Source organism: Flavobacterium sp. P3_A6 (assembly GCF_056403035.1).
The window spans coordinates 230,074-243,546 of record NZ_JBFUGG010000003.1 but is presented as its reverse complement, the minus strand read 5'-3'; the positions used below and the strand labels follow the sequence as shown (position 1 = coordinate 243,546).

The following is a 13,473-nucleotide window of genomic DNA, read 5'->3' as shown; positions in this document are numbered from 1 at the left end:
AAGATGTTAAAAAACGAAATAAATACAGATAATATTCCCAATCACCTAGCCATTATCATGGACGGAAATGGCCGTTGGGCAAAACAGCAAGGATTCCTGAGAACAATTGGACACGAGAGTGGCTCAGAATCTTTAACAAAAATCATAGAAGAATGCTCCAATTTAGGCATTAAACACCTAACGCTTTATACTTTTTCTACCGAAAACTGGAACAGACCTAAATATGAAGTAGAGGCTTTAATGAAAGTATTAGTGCGATCATTAAAGAAGGAGCTCAAATCAATGCTGGAAAATAACATTAAAATGAATGCTATTGGGAATATAGACAAACTGCCCTTAGCCGCTCAAAAAGTAATATTTGATTGTATTGACAAAACTAAAGAAAATACTAAAATGACATTGACCCTAGCTTTAAGCTATGGATCTAGAGAAGAATTAACACATCTAATAAAAGAAATAAGCAATAAAGTTAAAAATAATATAATTTCAATAGACACTATTGACGATTCAATTATTAATGAGCATCTTTACACGCATAATTTACCTGATGTAGATTTATTAATAAGGACTGGTGGTGAACATAGAATAAGTAACTTTATGTTATGGCAGATAGCGTATTCAGAATTATATTTTACTGATGTGTTATGGCCTGACTTTAAAGAAGAAGATTTACATGAAGCTATCATTAGTTATCAAAAAAGAGAACGTCGATTTGGAAAAACAAGCGAACAAATTAAATAATTTTTTAGTGTTACATAAAAGCATAAAACTAGTCCTTACCTTTATAATATTAGGAACTTTTACCCAAATTAAAGCACAGGACAGAGTGCCATTTGACCAAGGTAAAAAATACATATTAGGAGATGTAAAAGTTGTTGGAGATATTAGTTTCAATCCACAAACTGTTGTTACATTTGCTGGCTTAGAGAAAGGACAAGAAATAACAATTCCTGGTGAACAAATCAGCAGTTCCATAAAAAAATTAGGAAAACTTGGTCTTTTTGATGAGATCTCTTTTTATATAAACAGAATAGAAAACGACAGCATTTTCTTAGACTTAAACATCAAGGAATTACCTAAAATAAATCAAGTAAAATTTGTTGGAGTATCTAAAAGCAAAACCGAAAGTTTTATTAAGGACAATGGCCTTACTAACGGTAAGATTGTAACCGAGAATTTAATTACGACTACCAAAAATTACATTGAGAAAAAATACAAGAAAGATGGTTTTTTCAATACAAAAGTTCATATAACGACAACTCGAGACACCTTAAAGTCCAATGAAGTAAACATGCTCGTAAAAGTAGATGTTGGCGACAAAATAAAAGTATACAAAATCGTTTTTGAAGGAAATAAGGAAGTTCCAAGCAAAAAACTTTTGGGTTCAATGAAGAACACAAAAGTTAAAAACTCCCTTAACTTTTTAAAGAGATCAAAATATATCGAAGACAAATACCAAGAAGACTTAGAAAAAATAGTTAACAACTATAAAAAAATTGGGTATCGTGATGCCCGTATCGTAAGTGACTCTGTTGCTTATAATGAACAAAAAAACGCAATTTACATTAAAATAAAAGTTGAGGAAGGGCTTAAATATTATTTTGGAAATATTAAGTTCATAGGTAATACGGTATATTCAGATGAAGGTTTAAGAAGCATGCTTGGCATTAATACCGGAGATGTATATAACGGGGTACTATTGCAGGAAAGAATTGCAGATAAGTCAAAACCAGATGGCGAAGACATGACCAATTTATACCAAAATAACGGATATTTATTCTCAAACATTAATGCTGTAGAAACCAAAACTACAGATAATAAAATCGATTTTGAAATCCGAATTACTGAAGGTCCAATTGCCTACTTCAACAAAATTACTGTTGTAGGAAATGACAAGACAAATGATGAAGTTATTTATCGTGAGTTAAGAACAAAACCAGGAGAAAAATACAATAAAGCAGAATTAGTTAGAACCATTAGAGAGATTGGCCAATTAGGATTTTTTGATCCTGAAAAAATTGATCCAAAATTCAAAAATGTTGATTCTGGTGCCGGAACTGTCGATATTGAATACAATGTTGTAGAAAAAGGAGCCAGCCAAATTGAACTTCAAGGAGGATATGGCGGAGGTGGTTTTGTAGGGACTTTAGGATTGTCATTCAATAACTTTTCGGCCAAAAACATGTTTAATAAAGATGCTTATCGTCCTCTACCAATGGGAGACGGACAAAAAGTAGCATTGCGTTTACAAGCAAGTTCTTATTATAAAACCTATAGTTTATCTTTTTCTGAGCCTTGGTTTGGAGGAAAAAGACCAGTTTCATTTAGCAGTTCATTTGCTTTTAGCCAACAATACAGCTCTAATTATCAAACGCAAAGAATTGACAAATCAAAATACATCAACATTATGTCATTATCTGTAGGTATGGCAAAAAGGCTGACTGTTCCTGATGATTTTTTCACTCTTTCCCAATCGCTTAGATTCCAGCAATACGATTTGCATAATTACTATTATGGATTATTTACATTTGCCAATGGAAGCTCTAAAAACTTATCCTACAATGTAGGTTTAACGCGAAATAACAAAGGACTCAATCCTATATTCCCAACTTATGGTGCTGAATTTGGAATAACTGGAGAATTCACACTTCCATATTCTCTTTTCAATGGAATTGATTATGCAACATTAGGAGAAAAGCAAAAATACAAGTATATTTACTCTGGAACTTCTTATGTAGATAATAATGACCGAGTTGTAAATGCTGGAGATTATTTAGACAAATTACCTTCATCTGGAACAACTGTTGCAAATAAAGTAGACAATTATAAAGATGCGGTTGCCGATCCTGGAAAAGTAGATCAGGAAAAATACAAATGGTTAGAATACTATAAAGTTCAATTTACGGGAGATTGGTATACTACTTTATATAAAAAATTAGTATTACGCAGTTTAGTGAATTTTGGATTTTTAGGAGCATACAATCAAGATCGAGGCATTATTCCTTTTGAAAGATATTATTTAGGAGGAGACGGTATGGCTGGAAGTTCTATAGACGGAAGACAAAACATAGGATTAAGAGGGTATGAAAACGGATCATTAACGCCTGCAAATTCAAGCGGACAATCTTATGGAGCAACCATTTATAATAAATTCTCATTAGAAATGCGTTACCCGATTACTCTAAAAGCTTCTGCTTCTATCTATGCTTTAGCATTTGCAGAAGCAGGACAGGCGTATGCAAAATTATCTGATTACGATCCGTTCAATTTAAATCGTTCTACAGGCGTTGGATTAAGAGTATTTATGCCTGCCTTTGGTTTATTAGGTATTGATTTTGGTTACGGATATGACACAGTTCCCGGAGCTATAAAACCAAGCGGATGGCAAACGCATTTCATAATAGGGCAACAGTTTTAAATGAATTTGGTTTAAAATTTCTAAAATTAAAAATTATGAGAAAAGAATTTTTATTTATAATTTTATCCGCAATTGTTTCAATAACAATTAACGCACAAACCAGAGGAACTAAAGTAGGCTACATTGATATGGAATACATATTGCAAAATGTACCCAACTATATTGAAGCCAAAGCTCAATTAGAACAAAAAGCTCAAAAATGGAAGCAGGAAATTGAAACAAAAAAATTAGACATTAATAAACTTACAGAAGCTTTAAAAGCCGAAAGACCTTTATTAACGGCTGAATTGATAGAAGAAAGAGAAACAGAAATAAAATTTCTTGAAACAGAAAAATTAGATTACCAGCAAAAAAGATTTGGTCCAAATGGAGATTTGATAATCCAAAAAGCCGGTTTAGTGAAACCAATACAAGATCAAGTATTCACTGCGGTTCAAGATATCGCTGAAACCAAAAAATACGACTTTATATTTGACAAGTCTTCACATCTGACTATTCTTTTCGCCGCAAAAAGATTTGACATTAGCGACCAGGTAATTAGAATATTAAACAGAACTGAAAAAAGAGAACAATTAACTAAAAAACAGTTAAAAGAAGAACAGGCCAAAGAAGAAAAAGAAGATGCTATAGATGAAAATCCTGAACTGGCTACAAGAGAAAAAGCGATATTAGACAAACAAGCCGCACGAGAAAAATTAGTTGCCGACAAAAAAGCAGCTCAAGAAGAGGCTAAAAAAAAATACGAAGAAAAAAGGAAACAATTGTTAGCTGAAAGAGAAGCTAAAAAAAATGGCACAGTTGTTGCCCCACCAAACACAGAAACAAAAACAGCTGTTCCTACTGTAAATAATACAGAAACTGCTAAAACAACAACCGAGGAAGTTAAGCCAACTGCACAAGAGGAACGCAAGAAAGCCTTAGAGGAAAAAAGAAAAAAAATCTTAGAAGAAAGAGAAGCTAACAAAAAAGCACTCGAAGAAAAAAGATTAAAAGAAATAGAAGAAAGAGAAGCGCTTAAAAAAGCGAATGAAGTAAAAAAATAAAAAAACATAAATACTAATTAATTACTAAATATTTTAAAACAATGAAACAATTCAAAACTTTACTAATTGCTGCAATACTATTTATAGGAGCTACACAAATTTCAAACGCTCAAACTAAAGTGGCTCATGTTGATGTAAGTGATATTATGGGGAAAATGCCGGCTATATTAGATGCTCAAAAACAATTACAAACACTAGGTACTACTTATGATACTGATTACAAAAAAATGGTTGATGAGTACCAAGCGAAATTAAAAAAATATGAAGAAGAATCTGCAAAAGTTACTGAAGCTATAAATCAAGAACGTCAAAAAGAAGTTCAAGATATGCAAAAAAGAATCGTTGACTTTAGAGACAATGCTCAAAAAGAATTACAAACTAAAGAATCTGAAATAATGAAACCAATTATGGAAAAAGTGAAAGCTTCTATTCAAAAAGTTGGTAAAGCTAAAGGATTCCAATATGTACTTGACAGTTCAACTCTTTTGCTTGCAGACGGAACAAACATTACTGTTGATGTAAAAAAAGATTTAGGTTTTTAATCTAAAAGAAAATATTTAAAAACTGCTCACTCTTAACTATATTTAGAGTGAGCAGTTTTTTTTTTACGCTATAAAATGTAGTATATTTAAACTTAGAAATCATATTTTAAACAATAGCGATTACCAAAACAAAACAGTATCTGAAAGTATCTATAAACAACACTCTATTTTAAATCTAAAAGCATGACAAACAATAGCCCTATTGGTGTTTTTGACTCTGGAATTGGAGGGACCTCTATTTGGAAAGCCATTCATGAATTATTGCCTAACGAACAAACAATTTATCTCGCAGACAGCAAGAATGCTCCTTACGGACAAAAATCAAAAAATGAAATCATTGCGTTAAGCATGAAAAACACAGATTTATTGATTGAAATGGGATGCAAATTAATTGTAGTCGCCTGCAATACCGCTACAACAAATGCTATTCAGGAATTAAGAACAAAATACAGTATTCCCTTTATTGGCATTGAACCTGCAATAAAACCTGCCGCAACAAACTCTAAGACTCAAACAATAGGAATATTGGCAACAAAAGGAACTCTTAACAGTGAACTTTTTAACAAAACAACAGAGAAATTTCAAGACACTAAAATTATCGAACAAATAGGCCATGGGTTAGTTCAATTGATAGAAGACGGCAAAATCGATTCTGCTGAAATGACTGAATTACTGCATTCCTACCTCACTCCCATGATTGAAGCAAATATTGATTATCTGGTATTAGGCTGCAGTCATTACCCTTATTTAATTCCACAAATAAAAAAAATTCTTCCTGAGCATATCCACATTATTGATTCGGGTGAAGCTGTGGCTAAACAAACGCAAAATGTACTTAGAGAAAAAACAGGTTTTTCGAGTGCTCAAAATGGAAATCCCATTTTTTACACTAATACCAATCCTAAAGTTTTAAGCGAAATTTTAGAAAATAAATATAAGGTAGAAGAAAAAGAATTTTAGGCTAATCCATTTTTTTTCGCACAAACCAAATACCGTCTAAGTTAAGATTTAATGTTAGTTTGTGATAATTTTCCTGAATTAATGAATTAGTTATTTGTCCTTTAGTTCCATAAGTATAGGAGATGAACAAAGCAGAGGACAAATGATCCAATGGTAAAGAAACTCCAATAGAAAAATTCTTATCATCTATTTTATTATTATTCACAACTAAATAACCTGTATCATAGTGAACTCCTGCAGCAAATTTTATTCTGTCAAAATAGTTTCGGGATGTTTTTGTTTTTAGATATGAGAAACCCAATGAAAATTTTTCCTGATTAGAAAAGTCTCCATACATATCGGATTGATTTGTAGCATTCCAAAAACTTTTTTCGTAATCAAAAGCTGCATTAAACCTATTCTTGAATGATTTATTAATTCCAAATCCAATATCCAAAGGTAAATAAAAATCGTCTGTATTCGACACCTCATCTGTTTCCAAATTAGTAGTCCCAGAATCATTTACAACTGCTACTGATTGAGTTTTGGACGCATTTACTCTTGTTGGTGATTTTACATTCAATCCAAAAGTTAACGATGGGCTCATTTTGAATTGTGAACTTAAAATAGGACGAATACCGCCATAGCTTATTTTTTTATCAATATTTGTAATCGAACTGCCAATGGCATAACTTCTTTTATCTGTAGTATTCCCAAAAAGAACCGAAGCAGAAAAACCTAATGATAATTTATTACTCAATTTATAAGCATACGCTAAATCTAAATTATTCAAACCTCCTGTTCCCATTACATCCAAATAATAATACTCATTACTGCCGTCTATTATTGGGATTTTCAGTCCTGAAATTTTAAAAGAAGAACTAGAATAAGGCATCATTGCTACACTAAAAGCAGATTTTTTATTAATTGGAAAAGCAAAAACAAAATGTGAAAACTGAAAATTATTTCTGTTTTCTTTTTTGAGATTACTTTCAAAAGACGATTGAATCCCAGTACCGCCGATTTCAAAAAAGAAATTATTGGCAGGAATATTAATTAAAGATGCTGCATTTTTATTATTGATAAAATCATCAGACGGAAGTGCTATGCCAGCTGTACCTAAAGCAGAGGTCAATCCAAAATTGGATTCATACAAACTCCCTAATCCATAAAGAGAATAAGGCGAAGTAGCAATACTTTGTGAATAGCACCAAAAAGAAGCAAAAAAAGCTAAAACCAGAAATGAAGCACTTTTTTTCATTTAATATGTTATATAATAAATTTGTAATTTTATCTTACTTTCCTTGTTAGTTTGATCTCCCAATGCAACCCTTCCGACAATTTTAGACAAAGCAGGTAAAGTAAAGAGCAATCCGCTTTTAGAATCAGACTCTTTGAGCATTTCTTTCTGTAAAAAAGCCCCAAGAGACAATTCATAACCAACGTTTTCATCAAATTCATCATTGTCATTGTTCAGAGTTGCAACTTCAGTAGCACCACTAGAATCTGTAAGTGTTGATTTAATTCGATTTAATTTATCAACTACATAGACACTTAGGGTTTTAGGCAATGGAAACATTTCGGAATACGAATTTTTGACAGGTTTTACTATCAACTTTGCATCAACAATAGCTCCTTTTTCCGAAATATATTTTAATTGTTTTATGTTTGGAAAATCAATTCTGCAGGCTATCCCTGTACCCGATTGTATGAATCCTGTGTTACCAGTGTACAGGCTAGATAAATTCATTTTGGGCAAAAGTAAATCTTGAATTAAAGTTCCTGTTCTATCCGATGAAACAGCATTGAATTGCTTAGCGGCATCAGATATTGTAAAATCCATTACATAATCATCACCTGTATCTCCTCCTTTTCCTTTAGAATAATACAGCCGAAGTACGCTGGACATGTTAAATCCAATTACGCTAGAAGATGAAACGGAAGACGATTTTAATACAAATCCCTTTAAATATTCTGTAAAATCTATTGAGTTTTCTATTTCATTATTCTTAAACTTATTAAAAAGCTCAAGCCCAAATTCATTGCTCAATTTTATATTAATACTGTCCTTGCCTATGGGCTTAGGCCTATAAGATATAGTTCCTAAACTCGATTCATTATAAGCGAGGCTGGAACTGTTATAAAAACTATTATCATTAACATTGGGCTTAAAATTCTTCAATACCCGATGAATATTCAGAGTCTGAACCTTTGTGGTATCGGCATAATAATAGTCGTCATATCTCATAATCATTGCAATGGAATCAAAAACATATCCCGTAGCATCTGTATCCGAACTTTGACTAATGAGACTAAAAGAATTTGCCGAAACTTGAAAATAGCTATCCGCCTTTACTTTCCCGAAAAGCGGATCATCATAATTCCCCACCAAAATCCTGCTTTCATTTGAAGTAACCAAAGAGTCCATTTTTATAGTGGAAACATCGATTGTAAGTGTATCTATAGAAATCACTTTGTTTTTTAGTGCTAAATAATCTGCACCTACAACAAAATCTCCTTGATCTGTATCTGAGTCACATGAAACAATGAACAAAACCGAAAAAATTAAAAACAAAAACTTGTACATATCTATTTTTTGGGCAAATATATAAGCCAGCAGTCCAGCAGTCCTAATAACATATACCAGACCAGCTAATTTGTCTATAAAAACAAAAAAACAATCTACATGCTGCAATTCTGTTTCAAATTGAGATTCGGCACGAGTAATAGCCCGTTTATCTATGAAATCAGGCAATGCATATATATTCTTTTTTATTAATTAACAACACAGCTACTTTTGGACCAATAATTAAATAATGAGAATATACAATTTTACTGCGATACTGCTCCTAATCCCTCTATTTAGTGTTTATGCACAAAATGGATACACTTTTGAATTTAATACCAAAACAGAACCGATAGATAATGGCTCTATAAAACAAACTGAAATTGGAATGCAATTTTTTAAGGATATCAATATTGCAAATAAGTTGACAAACACTCTTAAATATAAGAGTACAACAATTACTGATGAAATAGAAACTTATCTGTTAGCAGATTATGACTCTAATTACAGTAATACCCATTTTAACAGCTTGGGCAATGCTTTTGAGTTTTCACATCAGTTTTCTAAAAAAACAAAATTGAATTTAAGCTTCGAACCAACTGTTAACTTTCAAAATACTATTAGCATTGCTGATGTAACTCTTTTGGGAGGTGCCGAGATCAGCCAGGTACTGAACAAAAACAGCAGTATTGATTTGGGAATAAAAAGAATAACAGTTTTTGGAAAACCGCAAATACTGCCAACATTCGCATTTAATCATCAATTCAGCGAGAAAACATTTTTAAAATTAGGATTTCCAAATGCAGCACTATCCTATTCAAGTTCTATTCGTGATAAATTTAGTTTAACAAATGACTTTAGCGGCAGCACTTACAACCTCAATCCAACCATTATTGCAGATGATAAAAGCATTATAACCAAAGTTGGATTTTCGCAGATGGAGACCACATTACAATACGAGAGAAACATTGACACCTCTTGGTTTATTAATTTCAAAGGAGGTTACTCAACTAACAAAGAATTTAAATTTTCGGATGAAAATAAAACAACAGAAATAAATCAGACCTTAAAAAACGGAAGCGTCTTTTCTATTAGCATTAAATACAAACTTTAATAAACACCATGCACATTATGAAACATTTAAAAAAAGGTATATTTATGACCGCATTACTTATCAGCTTAATTTTCATTGGATGCAATAATGATGATGACGATGATGACACACTAGGAAACTGGGTAAAAAAATCAGCATTTGACGGTCCGGCCCGATCAAGTGCAACTAGCTTTGTTATCGGTACTTTTGCTTACGTAACTACCGGCTATACAGGAGATGAATATCTAAAAGATTTATGGGCTTACAATTCTACAGGCGATTATTGGGAACAAAAAGCAGATTTTATAGGTATTGCCAGAAGTTCTGGAAGCGGTTTTGAATTAAACGGAAAAGGATATGTTGGCCTTGGCTATGACGGAACCAATAAATTAAAAGACTTTTACCAGTACAATCCAGACACAAACACTTGGTCCCAAAAAGCTGACTTTGGAGGAACTGCCCGTTATAGTGCCGTAGGTTTCCAAGTAGGCGGGAAAGCTTTTTTGGGTACTGGATACGATGGTAATTATTTAAAAGATTTTTATCAATATAACGACACTGATAATACTTGGACACAAGTAAATGGTTTTAGCGGAAACAAAAGAAGAAATGCCACTGTATTTGTAATTAATGATATTGCTTATTTAGGAACAGGCATAAATAGCGGTGTCAATCAAGTAGATTTTTGGGCATTTGATCCAAGTACAGATGTATGGACCAGAAAAAGAGATTTAGATGATGACGAGAGCGATCACGACACCTATTCAATTACAAGAGCCAATGCATCTAGTTTTACTATAGACGGATTAGGATATGTTGCCTGCGGTTCAAGCGGAAATACAATCTGGGAATACAATCCTAAAACAGATATTTGGAGCACAAAAACTGCTCTTGAAGGATCAGGAAGATCGGATGCAATAGGAATTACMATAAATGGCGAAAGAGGCTTTATTGCCTTAGGAAAATCTGGAACTTCCTATTTTGATGATGTATGGGAATTTAAGCCAAAAGAGGAACAAAATGACGATGATAATTAATAACGGCAACAATAAATTCTTCTGGGAAAAATCTCAGAAGAATTTATCATATATTTTAAATCTAGGCTTAATTCTATTTATAATCGGATTATTGCTTTTTATTTTCTGCAGAAAAGAACATGACCTAAAAATTCAATCCCTAAAAACTATTAATGGCTGGGGATATGTAATCAAAAACAGTAATAAAATAATTATAAAACAAACCATTATACCGGTAATTAGTGAGTCCAAAAGCTTTAAAACTGAAAAAGAAGCATTGGCCGTAGGGCACTTAGTAGTCAAAAAATTGAACTCCAATAATTCTCCCACTATTACAAAAAATGATTTAATTTTATTAAAAATAAAAATGTAGATGAACTTTGCGTCAATAAAAAATAGCGGCTCCAATAAAATACTGATTCATGTTATCATTTGGTGTTTTTTTATTGGTATTTCCCTTATTCAATTTTACGAAAGCCCATTTCACATAAGTAATGACTTTTATATCCAATGGCTAACTGGAATAATTCTTTTCTATCTTAATTATACTTATCTGGTTACTCATTTTCTTTTGCAAAAAAAATACGCCTATTATATAAGCATCTTATTAATCTTGATTATAATTTTCATGGTTTTCAGGCATGAGCTTTTCACACCTGAATTTAGAGGAATTAGACCCCAAAATGGAGAAAATTTCCCAAGAATACCATATAACAATGGAAACATCAATCATAGAATGCCCAGAAGAGATCAATCGATTTTCTTTAAAATAGTGCCATCGGTCTTTTATATATTAATCATTGCCATTAGTACCATTATCAAAACATTATCTGAGTTTTACGATGATCAACAAAATAAATTGATCGCAGAAAGCCAAAGAACGGCAACAGAATTAAACTATTTAAGAACCCAAACAAATCCTCATTTTTTATTTAATTCGCTAAACAGCATTTACTCCTTAGCTCATAAAAAATCAGATTTGGTACCTGATGCCATTGTTACTTTGTCCGAAATGATGCGGTATATGCTTTATGAAACAGACAATAAATATGTTTTGCTCGAAAAAGAAATCAATTACATTAAAAACTATATCGAATTACAGAAATTAAGACTAAACAATATTGAAAACATTAGTCTCAATATACATGGAAACACTAAAGATAAGTTTATTGAACCCATGCTGCTGATTTCATTTATAGAAAATGCATTCAAATACGGAACCGATTATAAAGGAACGGCTTATGTAAAAATTGTAATAACAATTGAAGAAAATGTATTCTCTTTTTGGATAGAAAACAAAATTGAGAACAACAGAAAAGATCCTGAAAATTCAGGAATTGGCTTGGCAAACATCAAAAACAGGCTTAATTTGCTTTACCCAAACACACATCAGCTGGATCTGACATCGACAGACTCAAAATATACCGTTCATTTAGTTCTGCAATTAGATCAAATTCAGCCTCAAAGAAATACATTTGTACCAACATCTTAAAACATGAAATATGAAATCGCCATTAATAACAAATTTGCTGCAAAAAAGCACCAATAAATAAAAGGCGATAACATATATGACTTCTAATAAATAAATTTTGCATATATGAAATGTGTTATTATAGACGATGAGCCATTAGCTGTAGATTTATTGGTTGAATTTGTTGGAAGAGTAGATTCGCTCGAACTGGTGACTACATTTACCAATGCGATAGATGCCATATCGATAATCAATCAATCTGAGATCGATTTAATTTTTTTAGATATTGAAATGCCTCATTTTTCTGGTATTGATTTTATCAATGCTATCGAAAAAAAACCATTAATCATATTTACAACAGCTTATTCTGATTATGCAGTTGAAGGTTTTAATCTTGGTGCGGTAGATTATTTAGTAAAGCCAATTCCTTTTAACCGATTTTTAAAAGCGGTAATGCGGGCACAGCAAATTTTTGCTCCAAAAAATCTCCCGACACCAAATCAAACAACAACTGTTCCAGAAATTGAAAATGAATTTATGTTTGTTAGAGCTGAATATGAAAATGTAAAAATTAATTTTTCTGATATTTTATTTATCGAAGGATTGAAAGATTATGTGAAAATTTATACCAACGATAATAAATACACACTAACCCTGATAAGTTTAATAAAACTGGAGAATCTGTTATCTTCAAAAGGTTTTTCGAGAATTCACCGTTCCTATATCATCAACATTAAGCATGTAAAATCTATTCAAAAAAACAAAGTGCTGATTGCCGAAAAAAGAATTCCTATTAGTGAAAGCTACAAAACTGCTTTCTTTGAAAAAATAAATATTTAGCTGAATAAATTAAACTCCTGATTTACTCTTTGAACCAACTCGAATACATCACGTAATTATTGGAAATACGCTCTATCTCTCCGGCAAAACTAGATTGGTCAATATCTTTTACTTTCTTGGCAGGAACACCAGCCCAAATGGTACCTGATTCTACTATTGTATTTTGAGTAATCACAGCTCCTGCCCCAATTATTGAATTACTGCCGATGACGCAATTATCCATAACAATTGCTCCCATTCCTATCAATACGTTGTCATGTATAGTACAGCCATGAACAATAGCATTATGTCCAACAGAAACATTATTACCAATAATGGTAGGATGTTTTTGATAAGTACAATGAACAATTGCTCCATCCTGGATATTAACCTTATTGCCTATAGTGATAGAATTTACATCACCTCTAATTACAGTATTAAACCACACGCTGCATTCAGTACCAAAAATAACATCACCAACAATAGTAGCATTTTCAGCTACATAACAATCTTCTGGTATAATTGGTGATTTTCCGTTAACAGACTTTATTATCATTGTAAATATT

The 13,473-nt window shown here is 32.0% G+C and carries 13 protein-coding genes; 10 read left to right on the top strand and 3 right to left on the bottom strand.

Annotation, left to right across the window (positions count from 1 at the left end):
• Positions 1–3: 3 nt before the first annotated feature.
• The 5 genes from AC1DVP_RS04565 (at position 4) to murI (ending at position 5,963) form a co-directional block, all read left to right on the top strand.
• Positions 4–741, top strand: a complete 738-nt coding sequence (locus tag AC1DVP_RS04565; RefSeq protein ID WP_477182360.1) for an isoprenyl transferase — start codon at positions 4–6, stop codon at positions 739–741.
• On the top strand, positions 674–3,418 hold the full coding sequence (locus AC1DVP_RS04560) for a BamA/OMP85 family outer membrane protein (RefSeq protein ID WP_477182359.1): 2,745 nt from the start codon (positions 674–676) through the stop codon (positions 3,416–3,418). Before AC1DVP_RS04565 ends, AC1DVP_RS04560 begins: the two co-directional genes overlap by 68 nt.
• Positions 3,419–3,453: 35 nt before the next feature.
• The gene (locus tag AC1DVP_RS04555; RefSeq protein WP_477182358.1) at positions 3,454–4,461 is read left to right on the top strand and encodes an OmpH/Skp family outer membrane protein; all 1,008 of its coding nucleotides are present in this window, start codon (positions 3,454–3,456) and stop codon (positions 4,459–4,461) included.
• 41 nt (positions 4,462–4,502) lie between these two features.
• The gene (locus AC1DVP_RS04550; protein ID WP_477182357.1) at positions 4,503–5,003 is read left to right on the top strand and encodes an OmpH/Skp family outer membrane protein; all 501 of its coding nucleotides are present in this window, start codon (positions 4,503–4,505) and stop codon (positions 5,001–5,003) included.
• A 183-nt stretch (positions 5,004–5,186) separates the two neighbouring features.
• A complete protein-coding gene (murI, locus tag AC1DVP_RS04545; protein WP_477182356.1) occupies positions 5,187–5,963 on the top strand; it encodes a glutamate racemase in 777 nt (258 codons plus the stop codon).
• 1 nt (position 5,964) lies between these two features.
• On the opposite strand, the gene bamG is transcribed toward murI, so the two are convergent.
• Both bamG and AC1DVP_RS04535 read right to left on the bottom strand, forming a co-directional pair.
• Positions 5,965–7,203: a BamG family beta-barrel-assembly machinery protein gene (gene bamG / locus AC1DVP_RS04540; RefSeq protein ID WP_477182355.1), complete on the bottom strand. Its 1,239-nt coding sequence runs from the start codon at positions 7,201–7,203 to the stop codon at positions 5,965–5,967.
• Entirely contained in the window at positions 7,204–8,697 is a 1,494-nt protein-coding gene (locus AC1DVP_RS04535) for a DUF4270 family protein (protein ID WP_477182354.1), read from the bottom strand.
• Between the two features lie 61 nt (positions 8,698–8,758).
• On the opposite strand from AC1DVP_RS04535, the gene AC1DVP_RS04530 reads away from it, so the two are divergent.
• The 5 genes from AC1DVP_RS04530 to AC1DVP_RS04510 all read left to right on the top strand — a co-directional run bounded on the left by AC1DVP_RS04530 (position 8,759) and on the right by AC1DVP_RS04510 (position 12,928).
• On the top strand, positions 8,759–9,622 hold the full coding sequence (locus AC1DVP_RS04530) for a DUF6268 family outer membrane beta-barrel protein (RefSeq protein ID WP_477182353.1): 864 nt from the start codon (positions 8,759–8,761) through the stop codon (positions 9,620–9,622).
• A 44-nt stretch (positions 9,623–9,666) separates the two neighbouring features.
• Positions 9,667–10,638, top strand: a complete 972-nt coding sequence (locus AC1DVP_RS04525; protein ID WP_477182352.1) for a Kelch repeat-containing protein — start codon at positions 9,667–9,669, stop codon at positions 10,636–10,638.
• Positions 10,622–10,990, top strand: coding sequence for a DUF4907 domain-containing protein (locus AC1DVP_RS04520; RefSeq protein WP_477182351.1), 369 nt, complete (start codon positions 10,622–10,624; stop codon positions 10,988–10,990). Before AC1DVP_RS04525 ends, AC1DVP_RS04520 begins: the two co-directional genes overlap by 17 nt.
• On the top strand, positions 10,991–12,109 hold the full coding sequence (locus AC1DVP_RS04515) for a sensor histidine kinase (RefSeq protein ID WP_477182350.1): 1,119 nt from the start codon (positions 10,991–10,993) through the stop codon (positions 12,107–12,109). It abuts the gene before it with no gap.
• A 105-nt stretch (positions 12,110–12,214) separates the two neighbouring features.
• Complete coding sequence (locus tag AC1DVP_RS04510; RefSeq protein WP_477182349.1) at positions 12,215–12,928, top strand: LytR/AlgR family response regulator transcription factor; 714 nt, start codon at positions 12,215–12,217, stop codon at positions 12,926–12,928.
• Positions 12,929–12,950: 22 nt separating this feature from the next.
• Here the strand turns inward: AC1DVP_RS04510 and AC1DVP_RS04505 are convergent, their stop codons facing one another.
• Positions 12,951–13,463, bottom strand: a complete 513-nt coding sequence (locus AC1DVP_RS04505; RefSeq protein WP_477182348.1) for a gamma carbonic anhydrase family protein — start codon at positions 13,461–13,463, stop codon at positions 12,951–12,953.
• Positions 13,464–13,473: the final 10 nt, after the last annotated feature.